Annotated in this window: 22 protein-coding genes; 16 read left to right on the top strand and 6 right to left on the bottom strand. The window is 49.9% G+C overall.

Features of this window, described 5'->3' with window-relative positions:
• Window positions 1-146 precede the first annotated feature (146 nt).
• The 9 genes from HZB62_11560 to HZB62_11520 all read left to right on the top strand — a co-directional run bounded on the left by HZB62_11560 (window position 147) and on the right by HZB62_11520 (window position 10,705).
• A complete protein-coding gene (locus tag HZB62_11560; protein ID MBI5075784.1) occupies window positions 147-1,190 on the top strand; it encodes a hypothetical protein in 1,044 nt (347 codons plus the stop codon).
• Between the two features lie 240 nt (window positions 1,191-1,430).
• Window positions 1,431-2,474 (top strand): ABC transporter substrate-binding protein, encoded by a 1,044-nt coding sequence (locus HZB62_11555; GenBank protein ID MBI5075783.1) that lies wholly within the window; start codon window positions 1,431-1,433, stop codon window positions 2,472-2,474.
• Between the two features lie 219 nt (window positions 2,475-2,693).
• A complete protein-coding gene (locus HZB62_11550) occupies window positions 2,694-4,256 on the top strand; it encodes a HAMP domain-containing protein (protein MBI5075782.1) in 1,563 nt (520 codons plus the stop codon).
• 173 nt (window positions 4,257-4,429) lie between these two features.
• A complete protein-coding gene (locus tag HZB62_11545; GenBank protein ID MBI5075781.1) occupies window positions 4,430-4,807 on the top strand; it encodes a response regulator in 378 nt (125 codons plus the stop codon).
• Window positions 4,804-6,729 (top strand): sigma 54-interacting transcriptional regulator, encoded by a 1,926-nt coding sequence (locus HZB62_11540; protein MBI5075780.1) that lies wholly within the window; start codon window positions 4,804-4,806, stop codon window positions 6,727-6,729. Before HZB62_11545 ends, HZB62_11540 begins: the two co-directional genes overlap by 4 nt.
• Before the next feature lie 16 nt (window positions 6,730-6,745).
• Window positions 6,746-7,789, top strand: coding sequence for an ABC transporter substrate-binding protein (locus HZB62_11535; protein ID MBI5075779.1), 1,044 nt, complete (start codon window positions 6,746-6,748; stop codon window positions 7,787-7,789).
• 590 nt (window positions 7,790-8,379) lie between these two features.
• A complete protein-coding gene (locus tag HZB62_11530; protein MBI5075778.1) occupies window positions 8,380-8,901 on the top strand; it encodes a lipocalin-like domain-containing protein in 522 nt (173 codons plus the stop codon).
• A 98-nt stretch (window positions 8,902-8,999) separates the two neighbouring features.
• Complete coding sequence (locus HZB62_11525; protein ID MBI5075777.1) at window positions 9,000-10,049, top strand: twin-arginine translocation signal domain-containing protein; 1,050 nt, start codon at window positions 9,000-9,002, stop codon at window positions 10,047-10,049.
• 188 nt (window positions 10,050-10,237) lie between these two features.
• Complete coding sequence (locus HZB62_11520; protein MBI5075776.1) at window positions 10,238-10,705, top strand: hypothetical protein; 468 nt, start codon at window positions 10,238-10,240, stop codon at window positions 10,703-10,705.
• 8 nt (window positions 10,706-10,713) lie between these two features.
• On the opposite strand, the gene HZB62_11515 is transcribed toward HZB62_11520, so the two are convergent.
• The 3 genes from HZB62_11515 to HZB62_11505 are packed head-to-tail and all read right to left on the bottom strand — an operon-like array spanning window position 10,714 to window position 13,458.
• Complete coding sequence (locus HZB62_11515) at window positions 10,714-10,941, bottom strand: hypothetical protein (GenBank protein MBI5075775.1); 228 nt, start codon at window positions 10,939-10,941, stop codon at window positions 10,714-10,716.
• A gap of 5 nt (window positions 10,942-10,946) precedes the next feature.
• Window positions 10,947-12,989: an NAD-dependent DNA ligase LigA gene (ligA, locus tag HZB62_11510; protein MBI5075774.1), complete on the bottom strand. Its 2,043-nt coding sequence runs from the start codon at window positions 12,987-12,989 to the stop codon at window positions 10,947-10,949.
• Window positions 12,982-13,458, bottom strand: coding sequence for a CinA family protein (locus HZB62_11505; GenBank protein ID MBI5075773.1), 477 nt, complete (start codon window positions 13,456-13,458; stop codon window positions 12,982-12,984). Before HZB62_11505 ends, ligA begins: the two co-directional genes overlap by 8 nt.
• A 230-nt stretch (window positions 13,459-13,688) precedes the next feature.
• Here HZB62_11505 and HZB62_11500 point away from each other — a divergent pair, with 230 nt between their 5' ends.
• Window positions 13,689-14,930: a transglycosylase SLT domain-containing protein gene (locus HZB62_11500; GenBank protein ID MBI5075772.1), complete on the top strand. Its 1,242-nt coding sequence runs from the start codon at window positions 13,689-13,691 to the stop codon at window positions 14,928-14,930.
• Between the two features lie 13 nt (window positions 14,931-14,943).
• Here the strand turns inward: HZB62_11500 and HZB62_11495 are convergent, their stop codons facing one another.
• From HZB62_11495 to HZB62_11485, 3 genes are all read right to left on the bottom strand, one after another.
• On the bottom strand, window positions 14,944-15,645 hold the full coding sequence (locus HZB62_11495; protein ID MBI5075771.1) for a tetratricopeptide repeat protein: 702 nt from the start codon (window positions 15,643-15,645) through the stop codon (window positions 14,944-14,946).
• Window positions 15,638-16,300: a histidinol phosphate phosphatase domain-containing protein gene (locus tag HZB62_11490; protein ID MBI5075770.1), complete on the bottom strand. Its 663-nt coding sequence runs from the start codon at window positions 16,298-16,300 to the stop codon at window positions 15,638-15,640. The genes HZB62_11495 and HZB62_11490 overlap by 8 nt, the downstream gene beginning before the upstream one ends.
• A gap of 356 nt (window positions 16,301-16,656) precedes the next feature.
• Window positions 16,657-19,311: an AMP-binding protein gene (locus HZB62_11485; GenBank protein ID MBI5075769.1), complete on the bottom strand. Its 2,655-nt coding sequence runs from the start codon at window positions 19,309-19,311 to the stop codon at window positions 16,657-16,659.
• A 114-nt stretch (window positions 19,312-19,425) separates the two neighbouring features.
• Between HZB62_11485 and HZB62_11480 the strand changes: the two genes are divergently transcribed.
• The 6 genes from HZB62_11480 (at window position 19,426) to HZB62_11455 (ending at window position 25,302) form a co-directional block, all read left to right on the top strand.
• Entirely contained in the window at window positions 19,426-20,163 is a 738-nt protein-coding gene (locus HZB62_11480; GenBank protein MBI5075768.1) for a HesA/MoeB/ThiF family protein, read from the top strand.
• Between the two features lie 69 nt (window positions 20,164-20,232).
• Window positions 20,233-21,456 (top strand): sensor domain-containing diguanylate cyclase, encoded by a 1,224-nt coding sequence (locus HZB62_11475; protein ID MBI5075767.1) that lies wholly within the window; start codon window positions 20,233-20,235, stop codon window positions 21,454-21,456.
• On the top strand, window positions 21,453-22,778 hold the full coding sequence (locus HZB62_11470) for a diguanylate cyclase (protein MBI5075766.1): 1,326 nt from the start codon (window positions 21,453-21,455) through the stop codon (window positions 22,776-22,778). The genes HZB62_11475 and HZB62_11470 overlap by 4 nt, the downstream gene beginning before the upstream one ends.
• A 71-nt stretch (window positions 22,779-22,849) precedes the next feature.
• Window positions 22,850-23,878: a histidinol-phosphate transaminase gene (hisC, locus tag HZB62_11465; protein MBI5075765.1), complete on the top strand. Its 1,029-nt coding sequence runs from the start codon at window positions 22,850-22,852 to the stop codon at window positions 23,876-23,878.
• A gap of 25 nt (window positions 23,879-23,903) precedes the next feature.
• Window positions 23,904-24,491: an imidazoleglycerol-phosphate dehydratase HisB gene (hisB, locus tag HZB62_11460; protein MBI5075764.1), complete on the top strand. Its 588-nt coding sequence runs from the start codon at window positions 23,904-23,906 to the stop codon at window positions 24,489-24,491.
• Between the two features lie 25 nt (window positions 24,492-24,516).
• Window positions 24,517-25,302: an HD domain-containing protein gene (locus HZB62_11455; GenBank protein ID MBI5075763.1), complete on the top strand. Its 786-nt coding sequence runs from the start codon at window positions 24,517-24,519 to the stop codon at window positions 25,300-25,302.
• The last annotated feature ends 1 nt before the right edge of the window (window position 25,303 follow it).

Below are 25,303 nucleotides of genomic sequence, written 5' to 3'. Positions count from 1 at the left end.
AATCAAGGAAAAACCGGGCCAGACTCAGATTAAACTGGTTGCGCCAGTTTATGGAGATTTGATCGAGACCAACCGGTCTTCTTACATCGAGAGAGCGTGTTGCTGGAGCAAGATGATGTAAAAAAATGCAAAGGGAGGTGCACACTATGGATAGTGGAATAGACCGCAGGGATTTTCTTAAATACTCGGTAGCAACGGGAGTTTTGCTTGCGGCAGGAGAAAGCATGATAGAACGCGTGATGGCGGACGAAACAATGAAGGTGACCGAGGTGGACAAGCTTACGATTTGGGTACTCGCGGACAATTACTACGACATGCTCAGGCCCGATAGCAAGATCACAAAGCGATTCCGGTCGGTGCCGGGAAAGATGATCCATGCCGAGCATGGACTGGCCTACTACGTGGAAACCATTGTTGACAACAAGGCCAGCACCTGCATGTTCGATTTCGCGAGCGACCCGACGGGGGTGCTGAACAACATCAATCTTCTCGGGATCGACATCGGCAAAACGAACGCGTTCGGTCTGAGCCACGGGCACTGGGACCACTATTTTTCTGCGACGAGCATTCTGAAGCAGCACCAATCGCGGATCTCAGCGGGAACGCCGTTCTATGTTGGCGAAGAGGCATTTGCACGGCGATACTCGCTCCGTCCTGGACGTACTGAGCCTGATGACATCGGAGAGCTCGTGAAAGAGGACATCGAAGCGATTGGCCTGAAGGTCCTGGAAGTGAAGAAGCCGTCCCAGATCATCCCGGGCGCCTATCTCACCGGATACATCGAACGTGTCACGTCTTACGAGAAGGTGCCGCTCACCCTGTTGATCAAACGGGGCGACAAGCCCGAGCCGGATGATTTTCGCGGCGAGCAGGCACTCTTCTTTAATGTAAAAGGAAAAGGCCTGGTGGTCATTTCCGGCTGCTCCCACACAGGCATTGTGAACGCAGTTAAGCAGGCGCAAAAGGTCGCCGCGATGGACAAAATCCACGCGGTCATGGGAGGGTTTCATCTCGTTAATGCGAAGCCTGAGGTTATCCAAAACACCATTGCCGACATCAAGGCGATGAAACCGGATCATATCGTGCCGACGCATTGCACGGGATTCGAGGCGATCGTAGCATTCAGCAAGGAAATGCCCGACGCCTTCATTTTGAATACGGCAGGAACAAAGTATACCTTTGGCGTATAGGCTTTTAAAATAGAGACAATTCTGAGTATATGATTGCTTTATTATGGGAGCTTGACGTTGACGGGTCAGGACTTAACTGCTATAAGTGAGACATAAATAGCGATCTTGATAAAAACTAAACTTTTCGTTAGGAGGGGACGGAAAGCGGCGAATCTTATTAAAGATGGTCGACGTGTCGAAGGATAACACTCCTTTGACACGTTTGATTTTTTATTATTTATCGAAATAAGGAGGCGTAACATGAGAAACCAAAAGGCCAATGGCTGGAGCCGAAGGGAGTTTCTTGGCGGACTCGCTCTGACGGGTGCGGCCGCTGCTCTGGGCTGGCGACCTGAAGCTGGGACGGCTGCAGTGGAACCGCCTCCAGAAACGAAAACACTGCGGTTTCATAGGGGAATGCCGGCATGCTGGGCGCCCATATACGTGGCGGAGCCGCTGCTGCGCGAAGAAGGGTTCACCGATATTCAGTATGTATTTGGGCACCAGACGGAAGTTGGGAAAATGTTCGGTGAAGGAAAGTTTGACCTGAATGTGGGCTTTTCAGCGAAGACAATGTACAATTTAGAGCATCAACCGTATCCGCTCAAATTCCTGTCAGGATTGCATGCGGGGTGCTATGCGCTGATCGGCAGCACGCGGACCCGTTCGGTCCGCGACCTTAAGGGAAGGACCGTCTGGGCTGGAGCTATCGAGAATGACGGTCCGCACCTCTTTTTCTCCTCTATAGTATCATATGTCGGCCTTGACCCGCGCACGGACGTCAATTATATATGGGTAGACAAGGATGAAGCAATCCGTCTGTTCCGCAACGGCAAGATCGATGCCTTCATGTCCTTTCCTCCTGGTGCGCATGAGCTGATGCGCGAGGGCATCGGTCATCTCCTGATCGACACCAATGTTGACAAACCATGGTCCCAGTATTTCTGCTGCATGGTGGCGGGGCACAGCGACTTCATAAAGAAGCACCCCGTTGCCACCAAACGGGCTCTTCGCGCCATCCTCAAGGCAAACGATATTGTCGCCCGTGACCCTGAGATGGCAACGCGTATTCTTATAGAGAAGAAGGTCATCAAGGAATCCGATTATCCGCATACACTCCCGGAACTCAAGCACATACCATACAATAAGTGGCGGGATTACAACCCTGAAGATACAGTCCGTTTTTACGCGTTGCGCATGAGAGATATAGGTATGATGAAGTCCAATCCTCAGCAGTTCATGGATCAGCATACTGACTGGCGATATTTGAAGGAACTGAAAAAAGAGTTCGGGATAACGTGGTAAGAAAAGATGAGTTCCAAAATCCCTCCTAACCTCCCTTTGCTAAAGGGAGGAAGAATACCCCACTTTGGAAAAAGGGGGGGAGGGGGGATTTGCACAAATGAGCAATAAACGCTATTTTCGAGACAATGAAAGCAATATATTTACATTCGAATAAGAAATGTCCTGCGGTCTTTGCCATAGGGTTATTCACACCATGACAGTTCCGATGGTGTGCTTAGCGTGGATATGAAGGATTGGCTGCCCCGGCTTGTGGCGAGAGCGCCTTTCACGGTCCATTCCAAGCTGATCGGAGCATTCTTTGCCATCGCAGCGCTGCTTATCATATTCGGTCTCGTCGTAATACAGGTCCTGAGCGGCATTAACCGCCGCTCAGAGGAACTCAGCCAACTTCGGCGCAAAGTTGCCGCCTTCCGCCAGCTCCAGCATGACACGACCGCTCAGATCTATGGCGTCACTTCAGCTCTTCTGTCGCCCGAGGACCGGATGCTTGAAAGCGCGCTCCGTCAGCTAAATGAGTTTAGATACGACCTTGACCGGCTTCAGTTTGTAACGCGGGATGAGGCTGAGCTTTTTAAAAGGATCAAAATAGAACATGAGCAATTGATCCAGATGATCACAGAGGTTGTAGAGCTTACACGGGCACGTGAATTTAAAAAAGCAAACGAACTTCGACTAACTAAGACTGTTCCTCTGGCAGACACCCTTGAAAGGCTGACCAATGAGATGGTCAACCGGGCCGAGGCTGATATGGAGGCAAAGGTGGACGAGAGTAACCTGGCGCACAAGACATCGCGCTGGGTTGTCATCGGCTTTGCCGTTGGAAGCATCGGCCTCGCAATTTTGCTTGGTTATGCGGTCTCTTCATCGCTGATGGGCCCGGTTATGCTGATGGATAAACAGCTCGGACAGATAGCCTCAGGAGATTTCTCGAAGCGCGTCGAAGTGCCGAACCGGGACGAACTCGGGACTTTGGCCGACAACCTTAATCGCATGAACAATGAGTTAAGGGACCTCTATCAACAGATTGAAGTTGCGAGCCGCCATAAGTCAGATTTCCTGGCCAGCATGAGTCACGAGCTCCGAACGCCGCTCAATGCCATCATCGGGTACAGCGAAATGTTGGCAGAAGAGGCCGAAGACAGGGATCAGAGGGATTTCATCCCTGACCTTCAGAAGATCCGGGCCTCGGGCAAGCACCTGCTGGCGCTCATAAACGATATCCTTGACCTATCCAAGATCGAGGCAGGAAAGATCGAACTCTTTCCTGAGACTTTTAATCTGAAGGCCCTGATAGAAGAAGTGGCCAGCACTGTCCAGCCTCTGATTGAAAAGAATTCAGATATTCTCGCAATTAACTTCGCCGATAATTCATGCGCCATGTACGCTGATATTACAAAGGTCCGTCAGATACTGCTTAATCTGCTGAGCAATGCCTGCAAATTTACCGAACTCGGAACCATTACCCTGGATGCAGTCCAGGATTGTTCAGAAGGAACCGGCTGGCTTTCAGTAAGCGTAACTGATACGGGTATCGGCATGACCATGGAACAGATGGAAAAGCTGTTCCAGCCATTTTCTCAGGCAGATATTCAGACCGCAAGAAAATACGGGGGAACCGGACTGGGATTGGCAATAACCAGACAATTCTGCGAGATGATGGGTGGGGAGATCAAGGTCAACAGCGAATTCGGCAGAGGCACGATTTTTACGGTAAGGCTTCCTATGGCAGCACCACCCAAGGCTGATGCAATTTCATTGGCAACCTCAGGCGATTCGTCATAATCTGTGTATTAATAAATGGTCACTCATTCTAAAAATCTCCCCTCTTTGCCAACCAACAGTAGGTGCCTTAGGCAAGAGGGGAATATTCCTCCCTTTGGCAAAGGGAGGTTAGGAGGGATTTTATAAATTTTCCGATTACTTGCAAACTTAATTAATAACAGGAAGGGAGATCAATGCCCAAGATACTTTTGGTGGAAGACAATGAAATGAACCGGGACATGCTGTCCCGCCGGCTCCAGCGCAAGGGGTATGAGGTAGTGATCGCCATGGACGGTGAGACAGGGGTAACCATGGCCGCCTCAGAGCGGCCAGACCTTATTCTGATGGACATGAGCCTTCCTCTGCTCGATGGTTGGGAAGCGACCCGGCGGCTCAAGGGGATGCCGGAGACAGCCGCAATACCGGTCATAGCCCTGACGTCTCATGCTATGGCAGGGGACCGTGAAAAGGCGATGGGGGCAGGCTGTGACGACTATGATACGAAACCGGTGGATTTTGGGCGGCTGCTCGCAAAAATAGAGGCGCTTCTGAAGAGACAGGAGAAGGCATGACAGAGCCGAAAGACGAAGCCGATCGTTCGTATCGGGCATCTCTCGCCAACCTGCGCAATGAACTGCAGATGCCGGTAAATGCAGTCATTGAATACAGTGGAATGCTGCTGGAAGATGCAGGGGAGCAAGGTCAGGAACGCTTCATATCCGACCTGAGGAAGATCCATGCCCTGGGCAAGAAGCTACTTCTGCTCGTTGATGACAGTCTGGATGATGCAAAAATAGATACTGCCGGGACAGGGAAAGAGTTGGAGGACTTTAGCGCCAACCTGCGCCATGAACTGCGTACGCCTCTGAACGCAATCATCGGCTATACCGAAATGCTGCTTGAAGATGCCCAGGAGCATGGACCGAGAGGATTCATCCCTGATCTTGAGAAGATTCGCTCTGCAGGCAGGCTGTTCCTGTCTTTTATTGAGGAAATAGCCTGTTTCACAAGGTCCAGGAAGAGCAAATATCCGGCATCTGAACCTTCTGATGCCTCAGATATGGTCCGGACTGTAATGAGCGATATCCCCCCGATCAAAGAGGGCAGGTATTACCCTGATACGGTCATCCGCGGAAATCTGCTTGTGGTTGACGACAATGAGATAAACCGTGACCTGATCTGCCGTCAGCTTGAGCGGCAGGGCCATATGGTCACTGCTGCGGAAAATGGACGGCAGGCCATGGAGATCATGCAGACTCAAGCGTTCGACATGGTCCTTCTCGATATCATGATGCCTGAGATGAGCGGGTACCAGATGTTGCAGCGTCTGAAAAGCAGCGATCTCCACAGGGACGTTCCTGTTATCGTGATCTCAGCACTCGATGAGATGGACAGTGTTGTAGGCTGCATCCAGATGGGAGCTGATGACTATTTGCTCAAACCGTTCAATCCGGTCCTTCTGAAGGCCAGGATAAGAATGTGTCTCGAAAACAAGCGACTCAGGGAACTAAGCGAAGCACTGGAACTCAGAAACCTCAAAGAAGAGGTGCAGTTCATAGCTGAGAGCCGGGCCATGCAGCAGGTCCTGGGCACGATGCGTGCCGTCTGCAGAAGCCCTGTGAATGTCCTTATCCATGGAGAGAGCGGTACAGGCAAGGAAGTGATTGCCCGCATGATCCATCAGGGCAGTGACCGGAAGGACAAGCCCTTTGTGGCGGTCAACTGCGCCTCTGTCCCTGAGAATCTCATGGAGAGCGAATTCTTCGGATATGAAAAGGGTGCGTTCACCGGGGCGATCGCAAGCAGGGGCGGCCGCTTTGAGGAAGCAGATGGAGGCACGCTTTTCCTGGACGAGATCGGAGACATGACGCTTGTAATGCAGCCAAAGTTTCTGCGCGTCATTCAGGAGGGTGAAGGCAGCAGGCTCGGCAGCAACAAACTCGTACGCTACGACCTGCGGATCATCAGCGCTTCAAATAAGGATTTGCGGGATGAGGTTGAAAAAGGCAGATTCAGGGAAGACCTTTTTTACCGCATCTTTTCCGTTGAGATATTTATTCCACCTTTAAGGGAGCGGTGGGAGGATATAGTGCCTCTTACACTTTTTTTTATGAACAGGGTGAGCAGACGTTTCAAGAAAAAAGTGAAGGGGTTTTCCCCTGAGCTGCTTAACTTTTTTGAAGAATATCCCTGGCCCGGAAATGTGCGTCAGCTTCTCCATGAAGTGGAGCATATGGTTGCGTTGACCCCGGAGGGGGAGCGGATTTCTTTGAAGCACAGCTCTTCGGAACTGCAAAAATGGAGAAACGCCGCTCCGTTAACTGTTATGCAGAGCCAGCCCACTCTCTTCCTTCCCCAAAGAGTGGAAGAGCTCGAGATCGCATGCATCAGGAATGCGCTGCTTAAGACAAAAGGGAATAAACTGCAGGCATCGAAACTCCTCGGGATCACGAGGCAGGGACTCGATAAGAAGCTCAAACGCTATATGATATAAAAAAGGGAGGAGCATTATGAGAAACCAAAAGTCCAATGGCTGGAGCCGGAGGGAATTCCTTGGAGGGCTCGCGCTTGCTGGTACGGCTGCCGCTTTAGGCGTACGACCCGAACTTGTATCTGCTGCCGTGGAGCCGCCTCCTGAGACGACGAGGCTGTTGATACATAAGGGGAAGCCGGCATGCTGGGCGCCCATATACGCGGCCGAGCCCCTTCTGCGCGAAGAAGGGTTCACCGATATTCAGTATGTATTTGGGCTCGGGCCGGACGTTGCGAAAATGAGCAGGGAAGGCGCCTTTGATCTGAGTGCGGAGTTTTCCGCGCGCGCAATGTATCAGCTGGAACATCAACAGCATCCGCTTAAATTCCTGTCAGGCCTGCATGTGGGCTGTTATACACTGATCGGCAGCGCAAGCACCCGCTCGGTCCGTGACCTCAAAGGAAAGACCGTCTGGGCCGGAGCTGTCAAGAACGATGGTCCTCACATCTTTTTCTCCACTATTGTCTCTTATGTCGGCCTTGACCCGCGTACGGATGTCAACTATGTATGGGTAGACAAAGATGAAGCAATTCGAATGTTTCGCGAAGGCAAGATCGATTTATTCATGTCCTTCCCTCCCGGTGCACATGAGCTGATACGAGAGGGCATCGGCCATGTTCTGGTTGACACCAATGTCGATAAACCCTGGTCCCAGTATTTCTGCTGCATGGTGGCGGGGCACAGAGATTTCATAAACAAAAACCCCATTGCCACCAAACGGGCTCTTCGCGCCATCCTCAGGGCAAACGATATCGTCGCCCATGACCCCGAGATGGCAACTCGTATCCTTATTGAGAAGAAGGTAATCAAGGAATTCGAATACATGAACACCTTGCCCGCACTTAAGAAAATACCATACACCAAGTGGCGGGATTATAATCCTGAAGATACAATTCGATTTTACGCACTGCGCATGAGAGATATTGGCATGGTTAAGTCCAATCCACAGCAGTTCATTGACCAGCATACTGACTGGCGATATTTGAAGGAACTGAAAAAAGAGTTCGGGATAACGTGGTAGGAAGCAATAATGCCATGACGGCTCCGATGATATATATCCGTCACTTGATAAAGTCCAGCATCGCTCCCTGTTGAGCTCTCAGAAATAATATCTTCCTTCCACCTGTCCTGCAAAAGATTTATGTAAACGATTCGCGCTTAGTGCAAACCTTGTTTGCATGACCAATTAATTAAGTAATTTCAAGGCGTTATCCCCACCACGTTATTTTAATAGTCAACCATGTTTACCTTATGCTGTGGCGATCCTGAAGTCCACACAGTCTTGAAAACAACTACCTCGTCGAAAATAAAGGGTTATTTCTCTGCCGAAAGAGTTGGCATCCTACTTGATAATAGAGCATAGAAGGATTGGCTCATCTGATTGAGGAGGTGGCGTATCCAAAAATGGACTCACAGCACGTTCGACTACATTGTGCTTGTGATCGGAATCCTTCTGACAGTCTGTGGGCTCTTTATCCTGCTGATTAATCTATTACGTCATTAGAAGGGAGGGGAAGGTCTGTAAATGGTTGAGGTGTAGACAGTGCAACACAGTTTTTAACAATCTTCCTTTTTTGGGAAGAAATGCACTCAGTGAAAGGAGAAACACCTATGAAACGTTCAATTAAGGAAGTGCTAAGCGTATTGCTGGTTGTTGCTGTACTTGCAGGTGGAATGTTGTTTGGAGCATCGAAGGTCTGGGCACAGGAGAAAGGCGTGCAGGGAAGCTGGATTCTCGTCGAACTCTACAACGAGACAGACGGCAAGAGGCTCGAGCCGTTCGGTCCTAACCCCAGAGGATCCATGCTATTGACACCGGATGGCCATTTTTCTATGACCCTGATGAGGTCAAGCCTGCCTAAATTCGCTTCCAACGTCCGCACAAAAGGAACCGCTGAGGAATACAAGGCTGTTGTTGACGGTTCCGTTGCCGCTATTGGCACGTACACAGTGACAGGCGATAAGGAGCAGATATTGAATCTGCACATTGTGGGCAGCACGTTCCCCAACTGGGATGGCCAGGATCAGAAGCGGCCCGTGACCGTCATTGGAGACGACATGAAGATCATAAACCCCGCCCCGTCCATTGGTGGTGGCGGAAAGAACACACAGGTCTGGAAACGGGCCAAGTAGACAACGCGCATACCGGAGGGGAATATATTTTCCCCGCCCCTCCGGTATGCGGCCATTCTTTTGGTTAAGAAGATGTAAAAACACTAAGGAGGTGCATTATGGAGATGGAAAGTGGATTAAACCGCAGGGATTTTCTTAAGTACGCAGCAGCAACCGGCGTTTTGGTCGCAGCCGGAGAGGCATTAAGGAGCGGGGCAATGGCAGTGGCTGCCACGGGTGCCACCGAAGTGGATAAGCTGACAATATGGATCCTGGCAGACAACTATTATGACACGAATGAACCGGATACCAAGATCACAAAGCGCTTTCGCTCAGTTGCCGGGAAATCAATGGGTGCGCAACACGGGCTCTCTTATTATATCGAGACTATTGTTGGCGGAAAGACAAGCGCCTGCATGTTCGATTTCGGGCTTGACCCGACGAGCGTGCTGAACAATATCGCGCTTCTGGGTCTTGATATCGGAAAGACAAACGCCTTCAGCCTGAGCCACGGCCATTACGATCACTATACCGGCGCAATCAGTATCCTCAAACAGAACCAGTCCAAGATTGCCACTGGAACGCCATTTTATGTAGGCGAGGAGGCCTTTTCCCGGAGATATACACTGCGCCCCGGAGCATCAGAACCTACAGATCTTGGGCAGCTGAGCAAAGAAGATATCGAAGCCCTTGGCGTAAAGGTTGTGGAGGCGAAGACCCCGATTGAGATCATTCCCGGTGCTTACATTAGCGGAAACATAGAAAGGGTCACGAGCTATGAGAAAATTCCGCTGAGTCAGCAGATAAAGCGCGGGGACAAGATCGAATCCGATAATTTTCAGGGTGAGCAGGCCGTCTTCTTTAACGTAAAAGGAAAAGGCCTGGTTGTTCTTTCCGGTTGTGCTCATTGCGGGATCGTTAATACGGTGAAGCATGCGCAGAAGGTCACCGGAACCGAGAAGGTGCACGCGATCATGGGAGGTTTCCATCTTATTGTTGCGAAGCCTGAACTTATTCAGAATACTGTTGCCGATATCAAGGCAATGAAGCCCGACCATATCGTGGGAACCCATTGTACCGGGTTCAGGGCGATGGTGGCATTGAGCAGGGAAATGCCGGACGCCTTCACCTTGAACACAGCAGGAACAAAGTATACCTTTGGCGCGTAGGCTTCTTGGGGGAGAGGGACAGTAGTAGACGTCACAAGGGGAAGTGGCATGCCGCTTCCCCTTGTGATGGTAGTTTATAGAATATGCATGAAGCATTTACTCCGCAAAATTCAATAAATAACCGAAATTATAATTGTAATTTCACGTTGACAATCTGGTTATTGGCTTATAAAGTTATCTCATAAAATATGACACAATCAAGATTCTTTCAATTATCTCTGCTCTTTCCTCTCATCATGTGGTTCCTTGGTCTGCTCGTTTTTTCGATCTTTAATAAAGAGGGGTATGCGTTCATCATAAAACATATGTTCGATGCAGTTCGCGTCTTTGTCCCCTATCTCCTTTTTGCCGCAGGAGTTTGGAAGCTTGCAGCGAACAAACCTCACCGCATATTAATTCTGATAGCATTTGTTGCGCCGATCGCCTGGGGACTATTTTTTACCTTCTGTTACCTGCTGAATGCGATTGTTACCGATCAAGTGAGAGATCTGAAGGTTCTTCTTATGATGGCTTTTTGGGCGACCGTAGTCGCATATCTTGCCGAGGCCATCCCCCATATTGTGCTCACCATATTCAAGAATGATTTCAAGCCTGAAGTAAAAGAGGCGACTGGCAATGTATCTGCGGTTCAGCAGCCGGTGACGCCGGAGAGCTGATAATCGTTTCAGTTGCTCGGTTCTATAGGTTCGTCGTCAGCATACGTGCCGAAAAAAGATCCCCGGTCATCTTCGTCAACAACAACAAAGTAGTCGGCATCCGTATAGTCCTGTGTGTCATTCAGCCGCTTCCATGTCTCTCCAAAGGCTGCTGCAATCACCGGCACGCCTTTGTACCATTTAAGTTCTTCGTAGTCCGGCGCCTCTTTCAGCTCTTTTTCAGTCAGTCGTTTCATGAAGGTCAGAATAATCTCTGTTGTCCTTTATCGCGATCTATCATGTCTAATAGTTTCTCATAGGATATCGTCTTTACGCCAAGTTTATTTGCCTTGTCGAGCTTTGAACCTGCATTTTCACCTGCCACCAGATAATCAGTGCCGGCAGAAACAGCAGATGCTGCATGTCCGCCGTTGTTTTCGATGAGATCCTCCACTTCTTTTCTCGATCTTGGCAAAGAACCGGTAATAACAAAGGTCAGGCCGCTGAAGACAAGATTGTTCTTTGTCCCTGCTGTATAGTCAGGGTTTGAGAGATTCATGCCGAGCTTTTTTATGGAATTGAGCAGGTCAATGTTCTTTTGATCATTGAAAAAAGTGCACACAGACGTCGCGATCTTTTCTCCTGCCTGCCTGATGCCGAGGATCGACTCTTTCCTGACATGATAAAGCTCGTCCAGGTTCCTGAAGTTTCTGGCAAGGAGTTTTGCTGCATACTCACCGACATGGAGAATGCCGATTGAGAAAAGAAATCTGGCAAGAGTTGCATTCTTCGATCTTTCAATTGCGTCTATCAGATTCTGAGCGGATTTTTCAGCAAACCTCGGAAGCTTGAGCAGATCTTCTTTTTTGATACGGTAAATGTCCTCAAAATGGCTGATCAGCCCCCGGGAAAAGAGAAGCTCCACATTCTTTTCCCCGAGGCCTTCTATGTCCATGCCGCCCCGCGATGTGAAGTGGATGATCTTCTCCTGAACCTGTGCCGGACAGTGGAGAGAAACGCATTTGACCGCAACCTCTCCTTCCTCCCGGACAACCTCAGAGCCGCAGGCAGGACATCTCTCAGGTACTGGAACGGCCTGCTCCTGCCCGGTGCGCTTTTCCTTAAGAACCATCACAACACGGGGGATAACATCACCCGCCCGCTCAACAACCACCATATCGCCGATCCTTATGTCCTTCCGCTGTATTTCGTCCCAGTTATGAAGTGTTGAGCGGGACACGGTGACGCCGCCTATCCTGACCGGTTCAAAGACCGCGTAAGGTGTAATTACGCCGGTTCTCCCGACACTCCCGTGGATCTCCTTCACCCTGGTAGTGCCCTGATGAGCCTTGAACTTGTACGCGGTTGCCCAGCGCGGTTCGCGTGTCTTGACGCCCAGCTTCAACTGAAGGCTGAGGTCATTCACCTTTATTACGGCCCCGTCTGTTTCAAAAGGAAGGAAATCCCGCTCCTGCTCAAACTGCCGGATTGCCTCGATCACCTTCTCGATGCCCTCTGCTCGTACCATTTTTGCCGGCACAGGGAATTGGAGCTCCTTCATCCATGCCATGAACTCTGTCTGGCTCTTGAAACTCAGACCTTTGATCGCGCCAAGGCCATAACAGGCAAGATGAAGTTTGCGTGATGCAGTTATCCGGGGATCAAGCTGCCGCACACTTCCAGCTGAAGCATTTCTCGGATTTGCAAAAAGAGGCTCACCGCTCTTTTCTCTCTGCTGATTCAGCTTCTCAAATTCGACAATATCCAGATAAACTTCACCGCGGATATCGATCTCATCCGGAACCGGGGCCTTACTGATACTTAGCGGCAATGACCTTATGGTCCTTATGTTATGGGTAATGTCCTCTCCTTCATATCCATCGCCGCGTGTTGATGCCTTCAGGAGCCTGCCGTCATGGTAGGAGAGTTCCACAGCCAGGCCGTCTATCTTGGGCTCTACGGTATACTCTATTTCTGTATCCGCATCCAGGAGGCGTTTCAATTTTCTGTCAAATTCCCTGAGTTCCTCGTAGGAAAAGGCATTGTCAAGAGAGAGCATCGGCTCTGTATGTTTCACCTTCTCAAACTTTTCGGAGGGCGCAGCGCCGACACGCTGCGTGGGCGAGTCCGGCAGAACATATCCATATTTCTCTTCAAGGTCTTTAAGACTGCGGTACAGGCTGTCGTATTCAGCATCGGAAATAAGGGGCCTGTCCTGCACATGATAATGGTAGCTGTGGTCATTGAGCTCCCTGACGAGTTCTTCGACCTCTTTCCTGATTGCAGCCGGGATCTGTTCAGCCATTGCTGACCACCTCGGCAAGGAATTTCAGGGCAGCGACAACAGCCTTTTCTTTGACCTGTGCCCTTGTCCCTTTCAGCTGCAGTTTTATTGAGACCGTTCCTGTTCTTGAGCTTATCGCAACAAAGACAAGACCTTTCGGCTTCTCCTCAAGGACATCAGGTCCGAGATTGCCTGTTGTTGAGACCGAAATATCTGTTTTTGTAAGTGCACGGACTCTTTCGGCCATCTGCCGGGCGGTTTCTTCACTCACGATCCCGTGACAGGAGAGGACTTTTTCAGGGATTCCCAGAATTCTTTTTTTCGATTCAGTTGAGTAGGTCACAACGCCTGCCTGCAGGAAACTGCTTGCACCGGGGACAGCCGTAAGATAATGACAGATCAGGCCGCCCGTGCATGACTCTGCAACAGAAAGTGTCAGATCTTTCTCTTTGAAGATGGCGTAGATACTTTTTGCTGTTTTCAGGCCCATGATTTTCCGGTTCTATTTTGGAGCCCGGACTTTGCCCTTGTCAATGATTACCGTGTTTAGCAGCTACGAGTTCTCAGATGAGCTTTTCCGGTCCATGCCGGGGCTTAGAGTTTTTGGTTTTTTCATGGTTGATAAGTTGCCTGACATGGCATCTGATTATCTAAAGTTAATGATATGTAAAACCTCGATATGCTTGACAAAGGACGGGTGCTAACAGGAGAATAATACCAATGAAAAGACTCATCCATCTTGTTTCCATTCTATCTTTTCTTCTGCTTATAAGTTTACCGGCAATAGCATCGGAAGAAAAGGATAGTCAAGAGCCTCAGCCCGTTGATCTGTCCCAGAAAAGCATTGTCCTGCAGGCGCCTCCGCTCCTCGTGCCTTATGCTGATAATAAGACCGCGTCAAGGGCTGTTGATAGAAATATCAGCCTTTTTGCCAACAGGATCAAGGACAGATTTGCCCTGTATCTGAGCAGATCAGGCAAGTATCTTGAGGTTATGAAGGATATCCTCAGAAAAAAAGATGTTCCTGAAGATATTGTTTTTATGTCGCTCATAGAGAGCGGTTTCAGCACCAATGCTTATTCCATCGCCCATGCTGCAGGTCCCTGGCAGTTTATCGCATCAACAGCGAAGAGATACGGCCTTGAGATAAACTGGTGGAAAGACGAAAGACGCGACCCTGTGAAATCTACAGAGGCTGCGGCAGACTACCTGAAAGACCTTCACGGCATGTTCGGATCATGGAACCTTGCCATGGCTGCCTATAATGCAGGAGAGGGTAAGATCATGAGGGCAATGAAGAAGAGCAATGCGGACGACTACTGGGACCTTCTGGATACAAAGCATATCAGAGCTGAGACAAAGGAGTATGTTCCAAGGTTCATTGCTGCAAGCATGATAGCTTCTAATCCCAAGGAGTTCGGGTTTGAAGCAATAGAGTATCAGACACCCTTAAGCTATGATGAGATTGAGATAACTTCTCCCATTGATCTGGCGGTGGTAGCTGAATGCGCCGGCATATCGCTTGACGAGGTCAGGAGGTTGAATCCTGAGCTCAGGAGATGGTGTACACCGCCGGATGCAGAGCGGTATATTCTGAAGATCCCTGAAGGATCGCTCGCAATGTTTATGGAGAAGCTCGCTTCCATTCCTGAAGCAGAACGGTTTACCATTGACCGCTATACCGTGAAGTCGGGTGATACGTTTAAGAGCATTTCAGGAAAGACGGGGATACCGGTTCCGGTAATTCTTTCCCTGAACGCCATGGAAAAGATCATGCCTCTCAAGAAAGGAAGCTCGATCTATCTGCCTCCGAAGGATCTTTTCAGCCTGGACAATCTCGACAGGGCCCTTATGAAAAAGGTCTCGCACAGGAAAGTGAAGGCCTCTGCCGTTTCAGGCAAAAAGAAAGGCGCTGCAACCGACAGGAAGAGCGCCAAATCCAGAAAAACACGAAAGGTCTGATCGGTCTTTTATTTTATCCTGCTTTCTTCTCGCCGGATTTTGTCTTTGCTTCCTCAGCATAGGGCGACTGGGGATATTTCTCTGCAAGTTCCTTGTATTTTGCCATTGCCTCGTCCTTCTTGCCATCCTGCTCGAGCATTCTTGCCTTCTGGATCAGGGCAAAGTCCTTCAGCATATCGCCGGCTGCAGCAGAAATCCTGTCCAGGGTCTTTAATGCCTCTTCCTTACTCCCTTTCTTGAGCTGAAGCGCAACCATTTTTTGATAAGCAAGGGGGATAAGGGCCTCTTCACGAACAAACCGCTGTGTGAACTCATCGAGCGCCTTTAAAGCCTCATCGTACTTTGCCATCTCGGCGTATGTGTCAGCAATGAAGAGAAGGACTCTTGGTGATTTTTTCTTTTCATACGCCTGCTGGAAAAGTTCAAGGGCTTTTTGCGCCTTTTCCTGGCCGGCAAGAGGCGTCTTCTGATACAAGCTGTAGTAAGTCTTGTATGCCTCGTACTCCAACTGCTGGGCCTTATCATTGGCATTGAACCGGTAAACAGCGATGCCGCCGATGACAACTGCCGCGCTGAGCGCAATCAGCCCGTAGCTCACGAGCAGCTTCTGCTTCTGCTCGAAGACATTTTTTATACCTTCGAAACTGTCCCTTACCTGTATCTCGGTATCAACCTCTTTTTTGAGCACAGACTTCTTTTTTATCGCTTTAGGCATTGCTCCTCCTTAGGACTCTATCTACAAGTGATTTGGAACTTTCAAATATGGAATCTACCCTGTTCTCCTCGATGCCGGCACCGAGCAGGATGTTCCGTGCATGTTCTTTTGTGATGAGATCAGACGGGCTGTGCGCATCTGTATTGATGCAGAGAGGCACACCGAACTTGATCGCTTCTTTTGCCAGATAGCCGTTGGTGAATGCATGGCCGCGGCGCGCCGTAATCTCAAGAGTAACATTTTTTTCCTTGGCGCGGAGCATGTCCTCGATGCTGATCATTCCCGGATGCGAGAGGATGTCAGCGCCGGCTTCGATGGCTGCCCGGTTCGTTCCTTTCAGCACCGGTTCAGCAATCGTCTCGCCGTGCACAACAACGATCTTTGCGCCGAGCGCACGCGCCTCTTTTACCAGGTCAGCGATCAGCTCAGGCGGTGCGTGGGTTATTTCTGCGCCGGGAATCACATCGATCGAAATATGGGATCTGAGTTTTTCGATGGCCTTTACGATACGCGGGATAATGAGGTCAAGATTGGATGCATCCATATGGTCTGTAATGGCGATGGCCCTGTATCCTATTGCCTCAGCCCTTCTTACCAGCTCAAAAGGTATCAGCTCTCCATCGCTGAAAATAGTGTGTGTATGAAGATCGATCATCATAAAAAGATACAGGAATTACCGGAGAAATGTAAAGCAATGGGCCGGGTAAAAACATAACACGACCCGGGACGATGCTGAGGGAAGAAAACCCCCTGATCAGCATGTATTACAACTGATGAAAAAACTGCTGAGGGCATACATGAAGCAATATTAATTTGACTCTCCATTTTTCTCTGCTATAATTTTCTCATGGGATGCAGGACATACGAGGCTGACAAGCATGGACGTATCACCATTTATCCCTCACTCAACAGCTCTGCAGGAAAAGGCCGCGGCATGTTTAAGTCGCTGATAAAGAAACTGAGCGTTATTATCAGCGGAATCAGGAAAAACGGTACGGGCAGACCAGAAGTCTAAGCTGATTTTGACAGTTCCTTCACCTTTTCCCGTATCAGATATGCGAAATACTGATAGTCATCCATGCCAACAGGTTTCTTCGAAAGATCCACGTTCTTTACAGAAAGCGGCGTTCCATAGGTGACAGTGATCTTTTTGAACTTTGGCCATGCTGCCTCCCGCGGCAGGGCCTCAAACGCTCCCTTGATATAAACAGGAACAACAGGTATTCCCATCTCAACTGCGAGAATGCCTACTCCTTTCTTGAACTCAAGGAGCGTGTTGTCAGGCGACCTTCCGCCTTCAGGGAAAACGCAGAGCGAACGTGCATTTCTGAGCACATAGGCAGATGTCTGAAGCGCCCGGCTCAGGTACGCAGAAGAGTCAATGGGGATTATATGGGCTCTTCTTGCAAACCAGCCCTTTAACGTGCCGGTAAAAAAATCGCTGATTCCCAGCAGATACAGGTTTCTGAATACAGAGAAGGGCAATGAAAGCACGACAACAAATCCGTCAAGATAGCTGGCATGATTTGGGGTAATGATGAAATTCCCGGAAGCAGAGATATTCTCAAGCCCCCGCGTTTCGAGACGAAAAAGAAACTTCACGAGAAGTTTCATGACGGCAAACACTATTTTTGACGGAAGCATCATCAATTCAGGCTTCTCAAGTACTATCTGCTCTTCAGGGTCTGCTGATATGATCTCTTTCCAGCCGGTCTTTTCAGCCCCTGCTGCCCGGGGCGAGCCTGAAGAAGCCTTGACCTTTTCGATGAGTTCCCTGATGGTATGGATATCAGACATGAAATCCTCAGGGAGTTTCAGGGAAAAGGCTGCTTCGATCGCCACGACAAGTTCTATTTTGGAGAGTGAGTCAAGGCCGAGATCAAGCTCAAGATTGTCATCTGCCTGTATCTCCTGATCTTTCTTCGATACGTTCCTGAGGGCCTTAAGCACTTTGCTGCCGGTATCCTCTGCAAACAAGGCCTCCGGGGTATCAGAAACACCCTGCTTTTTTGGCTCAGGTTGTGTTTGAGCGGCTTTGATCATAAAGCGCCGCAACTTGCCGAGAGGCGTCCTGGGCAGGGGGTCTTTCTGAAGCGTGAACCCCTGTATTCTCATATAGGAAGGCAGAGCTCCGGAAAGGGCATTTATCTCCCACTTAACTGCATCATAGAGGTTTGAGATGGCAGCCTGCCTGGCATGCTCAAAATCAGGGACAATCACGGCATGCAGTGATTCTGTTATCCCCTGACGCTCAATTCCCATGATGCAGATCTCCTTGATCAGCTTTGATGAAAGATACATTCTTTCGACATCTTCGGGATAGATGTTCTTGCCTGAACTCAGAACAATAACCTCTTTAGAGCGGCCGGTAATGAAAAGATACCCCTCATGGTCAAGCCTGCCGATATCTCCGGTCCTGAACCATCCGTCATGCAGCACCTCGGCAGTTGCAGAAGGCCTGTTGTAGTAGCCTTTCATGACCATCGGCCCCTTTATCTCTATCTCTCCCTCTTCGGCATCTGAGGGATGGGCAATCCTGATCGAAACAGAGGGAAGCGGCTTGCCAGCAGAACCGGGTTTCCGCTTTTCAACAGGATTGAAGGTAACGACGGGCGAGGTTTCAGTGAGGCCGTAGCCTTCAAGTACCGTGAAGCCTAACGCCTCAAGATCTTCCATGACAGCAGGATCGAGCCTGGCGCCGCCGCTCGTAAAGAACCGAAATCGGTTTCCGAAACTCCTGTGCACAGATCTGAATATCAACTTCCCGAGGTTGATGCCGAGCCTTTTTCTGACAGCTCCTGAAAAAGCGGTCAGTTTAGTCAGAAGAAAGCGGAGCGGTTTGGACAGGGCATTGATCCTGGCAATAATGTTATTTCTGATCATGCCGAGCAGCTGCGGCACACCGATCACCACACTGACACCCTTTCCCTGTATGGCAGCAATCATGTCCGGGCCTTTCATGCTCAGGGGGTACGTTATGGAAGCCCCGAGAAACAGCGGTACCATGAGGGTACACATGAATGCATAGGTATGATGAAGAGGAAGGATGGAAAGAACATTATCTTCATGCGAAACAATGCGTGCCTCAATGAGGGCCTGGGCATCTGAGCAGAAGTTCCTGTGGGTGAGAACGACACCCTTGGGATTTCCTGTTGTGCCTGATGTATATATTATTGATGCGATATCGTCCTGGTCGCATGCAGGCAGGGATCCGGTTGGAGGCTTTTTTTCTATTTCCCTGTAGTCAGTGCTGTCAAAATCAATGAGCAGGAGGTCCCTGCCGGAAGATCTCCGGAAATGCTCTGCATAACCCGCAATCTGTCCGGCTGTCTTATTGCTGTGCAGGACGACATGCGCCTCTGCGTCATTCAGTAAAGTCTGAACTTCTGCCGGAGCAAGCTGTGCATCAAGCGGTACGACAATGCAGCCTGAAGAAAGGATCGCAAGGTACGCAACAGACCATTCAGGCCGATTCTCGGCGATGACTGCAATACGGTCATTTTTTCTGCCCCCGGACCGTATCAGATGCGATGCAAGGTTCGTTACTCTGTCGGCAAGCTCGCGGTAAGTAACGGTCTGCCAACCGTTACCGTAATAGTGAAAGGCAATAGCATCGGGATAGGTTGATGCTGTCTTGCGGAAAAGGTCAATTATGCTTTCTGCCATAGTCCCTGCAATGTATTGAAGGTTCGTTCAGTCATCTGCTATACTTTTTTCAACTGCGGCCTCAATTTATATTAGCATGTTTGCCGCAGCACGAGGCAGAAGGGGAGGGAAGGTATGGCATTCACACCGGAAGAGATCAGCAGATACACCCGCCAGATGATGATGGAAGGCTGGGGAGAAGAAACCCAGGCAAAGATCAAGGACTCAACGATCTTTATCGCCGGAGCCGGTGGGCTCGGTTCTCCGGTCTCGATTTACCTTGCTGTAGCCGGAGTCGGCAATATCCGCATCTGCGATTTTGACTCTCCTGACCAGTCGAACCTCAACCGCCAGATACTGCATAACCATAACCGGATCGGCACAAACAAGGCCATTTCCGCAAAGCAGACGCTTGAAGAGCTGAACCCTCACATTACCATAACAGCAATCACGGACAAGATCGTTGCAGAGAATGTGGATGAACTGGTCGGGAAGGCTGACCTTATCCTTGATTGCATGGACAATTTCCCTACCCGGTATCTGCTCAATGAATCCGCGATCCGGAAGAATATCCCTCTGGTACATGGGAGCATCTGGGGGCTCGACGGCAGGATTACGTTCATCAAGTCGCCGGAGACGCCGTGCCTGAGATGCTATTTCCCTGAATCCCCTCCTAAAGAGGTCTTTCCGGTGCTCGGCGCGACCCCTGGCGTAATAGGCACCCTGCAGGCAATGGAGGCCCTCAAATATCTTGCAGGCATCGGCAAGCCGCTAAAGGGCAAACTGCTTGTCTGGTCAGGCAATGACATGAGTTTCAGGACCTTCAAGGGGTTCAAGGACCCTCAATGTCCAACGTGCGGCAGTCAGAAATAAGCAGAACAGCCTTAATGCTATGATGCAGAGTACGCCACGGTTCCATGCGGCCGAAGGATAAGGACGCGTATGATGGAACTGCTGGCTGAAACTCAAACAGCCTATGCCCTTGTTATCGCAGCTCTAACCGGGATCATTTTTTTCTTCATCGGCAAGGCTTCCGGCGGCATCTTTGAAAAGAAGAGGCTCCTGAACGAGCAGAAAGAATTTGAAAAAAAGCTGTCCCTGTCAGAAGCCGCGAAGAACGAAATCCGGCGGCAGGTCGATGAGCTGAAAAAGCAGAATGAGAAATATGCCTATTTTGTTGTCCGCATACCGGAGACCGTAAAGCATCTGAACTCAAGCCTCACCTTTGACGAGACCATATCATCCGTTATCAGGGTCACGAAAGATCTGGTCAATACTGACTGCATTGAAGCCTACATCTATAATGAAGCAGCGGGCGTGCTGACGCTCGAGGCTGCATACGGATCAAAAAGAAAAGAGTCTGTTTCATTCGCTGTCGGCGAAGGTCTCATAGGAAAGGCAGCCAAGCTGAAGATGATGCTTGCCCAGGAGAACAATGGGACCGGGACAAAGGCTTTAGACGGCCAGATGATGCATGCTGCGCCGATGATCTCAAGGGGGCGGCTGATCGGCATACTCGGTCTTGGCAGGCTCCTCAATCCTACGGGAGACGAAAAACGCCTTATCGCGATGGTGACAGACCTTGCTGCAATATCCCTGCAGAACTGTGAAAGGCTTTCGACTGCCCAGGATGAGGCGAATACTGATGCTCTGACAAAGCTCTATAACAGAAAATATTTTGCAGAGCGGTCGCTGGATGAGGTGCAGAAGGCACTCAGCTATAGTTTCCCCATATCGATCTTTATGTTCGACATTGACCATTTCAAGAAATACAACGATCAGAACGGCCACGCCGAGGGAGATTATCTCCTGAGGGAGCTCAGCAGTCTTCTGAAGAAACATACACGGAGCCGGGATGTCGTGGCACGGTACGGCGGCGAGGAATTCATTGTGATGCTTCCCAACACTGACAAGCACGGGGCAGCGCAGTATGCAGAAAAGATCAGGAAGATGATCGAGGCCACCCCCTTTAAGCACCGGGAGAAACAGCCCCTCGGTTTTGTCTCGGTCAGCGGCGGGGTGGCAACTTTTCCTGCGGATGGTGATACAATAGAGGCTGTGACAAAACTGGCAGATGCGGCTTTGTATAAATCCAAGGAATCAGGCAGGAACAGGGTAACGCTCTATGAGCATCCCCGGTTCAACACGAGCGAAGAAACGATATGAATTTTTCCTTACGGCAAAAGATCTTTCTCGGATATATCGTGATGATATCCTTTACGCTGCTTGTCGGCATGTATGCCATTTTCAGCCTTAGGGAGCTGAGCGCCATTACGAAGACGATCGTCTTTAATTCCATTGCGGTCAATGAAAAGCTGACGCGCCTGAATGACAGCATACTTGCCCAGGATCTGTATGAAAAAAGGTCTCTCATGCTCCAGCAGCAGGATGCAGAGAACCTGTTCTGGACACGGAGCAGGGAGTTCAGGAACCTTCTTGGTGATATCAGCAGGACTGAGACATACCTCGGCGTCAATGTCGAAACGCTCGTTTCCCTTCATGAGAAATACAACACCCTTTTTACCAGAGAGATACAGCTCATTAAGGATCATAAGAGCCGGGAAGCGGAAGAGATATCAGGCCATGACCTGAAATCGCATTTCAACAAGATCCTCCTTGCCCTCAAAGACATGGACCTGAGGATCAAATCCCAGCAGGACCTGCATGTTAATAAGTCGAATGCCCTGAGTGAGCGGGCTCTGCTCATCATGATCGTGCTGAGCGCAATATCCTTTGTTTTTGGCCTCCTCTTTGCCACACTCCTGACGAATCATCTCAATGCTGCTATCGAGAGGCTGAAAGAGGCGACGAATATGATCAGGAGCGGAGATTTTGACAGTATTCCCGAGATCAAGGGAGCGGATGAACTTGCAGACCTGGCGATATCCTTTAGAGAGATGTCGTCACGCCTCAAGGAACTTGAGGTGATCAACCTTGATGCCAACCCCCTGACAAAACTGCCGGGAAATCTGGCAATAGAGAAAGAACTGCTCACGAGACTCAATGAGACGCAGAGTTTCTCCTTCTGCCTCGTAGACCTGGACAATTTCAAGGCATACAATGACCGGTACAGCTATGCGCGGGGCAGTGACCTGATCAAATGGATGGCGGAGATGTTGACCGCCATCAAAAAGGAATACGGCGCGCCTGAGGATTTCCTCGGACATATCGGCGGCGATGATTTTGTGATCATCTGTTCGCCTGACAGGATCCAGAAAATATGCACCCAGATCATCGAGGAGTTCGATAAGGGCATTCCCGCTCACTATGATCCTGAGGACGCCAAGAAGGGATTTATTATCTCAATAGACAGGAATGACAAACCTGCCATGTTCGGCATCATGACCGTCTCTCTGGCTGTGGTCAACACGGACCGCACCCTTGTCAGGGATCCTATGGAGATATCCCAGAAGGTGGCAGAGCTCAAGCAGTATGCAAAATCATTTGCAAAGAGCATCTACATCATGGACCGCAGAAGGATCCGGTAAGTTCTTTTCGCATCGTTCCCTTTCCCCCCTCCTGTTTCGACTTCCTGCTTTTGTGATATAATCCACGAACCATGGACATACGCAGGCTTGTTAAAAAAGAGGTTGCTTCACTCAGGGCATACCAGGCAAAGGAAATCTCCTGCAGAATAAAGCTTGATGCCAATGAAAGCCCGTATGGGTTTGCCGAAGCACTGGCAGCTGTCAAAAAAATCCGGACGAACCGGTACCCTGACCCTGAGGCAAAGGCGCTGAAGGCAGTCCTTGCAAAAGACCTTGGTGTAAGACCGCAGAACCTGCTCCAGGGCAATGGCTCTGATGAGCTCATCTATTACCTCATCGCCGCCTTTGGAGGGCCGGTCCTGTACCCTGTGCCGACCTTCTCCATGTACGGGATCATCAGCCAGGCCCTTGGCGAGAAGAAAAAAGAGATCCCCCTTGACCGGGATTTTGATATCGATATTGACCCTATGATGGCAGCCCTCAGAAAAGAAAGACCTAAGATCGTTTTTCTGAGTACCCCGAACAATCCCACAGGCAACTGCTTTTCCTCTGAAAAGATCCTGAAGATTATTGAGGCCTCAAAAGGCCTGGTAGTTGTTGATGAGGCATACCAGCCCTTTTCGAGCGAAAAGGGTTTTGTGCCCCTGCTGAAGGACTATAAGAACCTGGTGATCATGAGGACACTCTCCAAGATCGGCCTTGCAGCCCTCAGGTTCGGCTTTCTGATCGCCGATGAGCAGATCATCGGTGAGGTGAACAAGGTGAGACTGCCTTTTAATGTGAATGCGCTTTCCCAGGCTGTTGCCATCGAGGCGCTGAAAAAGAAAAAAGCGCTGAAGGCGGCGATACAGGTGATAGCAGAGGAGCGTGACAGGATGATCTCAGCAATGGAGCATATAAAGGGGGTAACTCCTTTTCCTTCAGAGGCGAACTTTATCCTTTTCAGGGTAAAAGATCCCCGCAAGATCTATGACCGGCTTCTTGAAAAAGGGATACTGGTCAGAGATCTCTGCGATGCAGTTGCAGGCTGCCTCAGAGTGACGATCGGCACGCCAAAAGAGAATGTCCTGTTTCTCAGGGCACTCGAAAAGGTCGTATAACTCACGACATGGACAGGGGAGAACTATGAGAAAAGCACGGATCGAGAGGAAGACAAAAGAGACGCAGATCTCGCTTGAGATGAAGCTTGATGGAACAGGATCATATACGATAAAGACGCCGATACCTTTTTTTGATCATATGCTGACCCTCATGTGCAAGCATGGTCTCTTTGACATGAAGCTCATGGCAAAGGGTGATGTTGAGATCGATGACCACCACACAGTCGAGGACACCGGCATTGTCCTGGGAAAGGTCCTCAAAGAGGCCCTTGGCGACATGAAAGGCATTTCCCGGTACGGCCAGGCATCTGTTCCCATGGATGAGGCATTGGCTCATGTGAGTCTTGATATCAGCGGCAGGCAATATCTTGTGTACAACGTCGCTTTTCCGAAGAAGAGCAAGCTGAGGGAGTTCGATCCTGACCTTATCGAAGATTTTCTTCAGGCCTTTGCAGGCAGCGCAGGCATCACCCTTCATGTCAACGTATTGTATGGCAGGAATACGCACCACATCATAGAAGCGGTCTTCAAGGCCCTGGGAAGGGCATTAAAGCAGGCTGTGACCCTTGATCCGAGGGTCAAGGGCGTTCCCTCTACCAAGGGCTCGCTCTGAGCAGTAAATAACTGACAGCTATTTCGTGGACCCTGTTGATCTTCTGAACCTTCAGCAGCAGTTTTTACATTACTGCAGGTCATTCGCTTCTGATAATAAAGAAGAAGCGAAAAATTACACCCTCAAAGAGCTGCACTCCCTGAATGTGTCGGCAACTATGCTTTCGATCGCTCAGTCAGAACTTCAGAACAGGAATATGGTGCTCATCGCCGAAACTATCGGCCTGTTGCACGACATAGGCAGATTCCCTCAGTATGCGCAATACCGGACATTCAGAGACAGTGACTCTGTCAATCACGGCAGGCTTGGTGCAGAGGTGCTCACGGAAAGGAAGATGCTGGCCGCGCTTTCCCGTGATGAGCAGGAACTTGTCCTTGATGCCGTCAGATTCCATAATGCCTATGCCATCCCTCAAGGCCTCGACCCGGAAAAGAAATTCTTTCTCAGGATGATCCGTGATGCTGACAAGCTCGATATCTGGCGCGTATTTGCCGAATATTATGAAAAAGCTCCGTCAGAGCGGGAAACAGCTGCAGGCCTCGGTCTGCCTGACAGACCGGAATACTCTGATAATGTACTGGCATGTCTTGCGGGGAAAAGGCTTTCCCGCATCTCTGATCTGAAAACGCTCAATGACTTTGGCATCATGCAGCTCACCTGGATATATGACCTCAATTTTCCGGTCTCATTCAGACTTGCCTCAGAGCGTGGTCATATCGACAGGATCATCTCAATACTTCCGGCAACAGAGGAGATTATACGGGCAGTGTCAACACTCAGGCAGCATATCAGCAACAGGGCATCGCAGTGAA

It is taken from the genome of Nitrospirota bacterium (assembly GCA_016214855.1).
In the GTDB taxonomy this organism is placed as follows: domain Bacteria; phylum Nitrospirota; class Thermodesulfovibrionia; order Thermodesulfovibrionales; family UBA6898; genus UBA6898.
This window is presented reverse-complemented; position numbering and strand designations above follow the sequence as displayed.

What these genes read in the sequence shown, in the direction of transcription:
- HZB62_11560 (MBI5075784.1), top strand. Translation starts at nt 147, where the DNA reads ATGGATAGTGGAATAGACCGCAGGGATTTTCTTAAATACTCGGTAGCA.
- HZB62_11555 (MBI5075783.1), top strand. Translation starts at nt 1,431, where the DNA reads ATGAGAAACCAAAAGGCCAATGGCTGGAGCCGAAGGGAGTTTCTTGGC.
- HZB62_11545 (MBI5075781.1), top strand. Translation starts at nt 4,430, where the DNA reads ATGCCCAAGATACTTTTGGTGGAAGACAATGAAATGAACCGGGACATG.
- HZB62_11540 (MBI5075780.1), top strand. Translation starts at nt 4,804, where the DNA reads ATGACAGAGCCGAAAGACGAAGCCGATCGTTCGTATCGGGCATCTCTC.
- HZB62_11535 (MBI5075779.1), top strand. Translation starts at nt 6,746, where the DNA reads ATGAGAAACCAAAAGTCCAATGGCTGGAGCCGGAGGGAATTCCTTGGA.
- HZB62_11530 (MBI5075778.1), top strand. Translation starts at nt 8,380, where the DNA reads ATGAAACGTTCAATTAAGGAAGTGCTAAGCGTATTGCTGGTTGTTGCT.
- HZB62_11525 (MBI5075777.1), top strand. Translation starts at nt 9,000, where the DNA reads ATGGAGATGGAAAGTGGATTAAACCGCAGGGATTTTCTTAAGTACGCA.
- HZB62_11520 (MBI5075776.1), top strand. Translation starts at nt 10,238, where the DNA reads ATGACACAATCAAGATTCTTTCAATTATCTCTGCTCTTTCCTCTCATC.
- HZB62_11515 (MBI5075775.1), bottom strand. Translation starts at nt 10,941, where the DNA reads ATGAAACGACTGACTGAAAAAGAGCTGAAAGAGGCGCCGGACTACGAA.
- ligA (MBI5075774.1), bottom strand. Translation starts at nt 12,989, where the DNA reads ATGGCTGAACAGATCCCGGCTGCAATCAGGAAAGAGGTCGAAGAACTC.
- HZB62_11505 (MBI5075773.1), bottom strand. Translation starts at nt 13,458, where the DNA reads ATGGGCCTGAAAACAGCAAAAAGTATCTACGCCATCTTCAAAGAGAAA.
- HZB62_11500 (MBI5075772.1), top strand. Translation starts at nt 13,689, where the DNA reads ATGAAAAGACTCATCCATCTTGTTTCCATTCTATCTTTTCTTCTGCTT.
- HZB62_11495 (MBI5075771.1), bottom strand. Translation starts at nt 15,645, where the DNA reads ATGCCTAAAGCGATAAAAAAGAAGTCTGTGCTCAAAAAAGAGGTTGAT.
- HZB62_11490 (MBI5075770.1), bottom strand. Translation starts at nt 16,300, where the DNA reads ATGATCGATCTTCATACACACACTATTTTCAGCGATGGAGAGCTGATA.
- HZB62_11485 (MBI5075769.1), bottom strand. Translation starts at nt 19,311, where the DNA reads ATGGCAGAAAGCATAATTGACCTTTTCCGCAAGACAGCATCAACCTAT.
- HZB62_11480 (MBI5075768.1), top strand. Translation starts at nt 19,426, where the DNA reads ATGGCATTCACACCGGAAGAGATCAGCAGATACACCCGCCAGATGATG.
- HZB62_11475 (MBI5075767.1), top strand. Translation starts at nt 20,233, where the DNA reads ATGATGGAACTGCTGGCTGAAACTCAAACAGCCTATGCCCTTGTTATC.
- HZB62_11470 (MBI5075766.1), top strand. Translation starts at nt 21,453, where the DNA reads ATGAATTTTTCCTTACGGCAAAAGATCTTTCTCGGATATATCGTGATG.
- hisC (MBI5075765.1), top strand. Translation starts at nt 22,850, where the DNA reads ATGGACATACGCAGGCTTGTTAAAAAAGAGGTTGCTTCACTCAGGGCA.
- hisB (MBI5075764.1), top strand. Translation starts at nt 23,904, where the DNA reads ATGAGAAAAGCACGGATCGAGAGGAAGACAAAAGAGACGCAGATCTCG.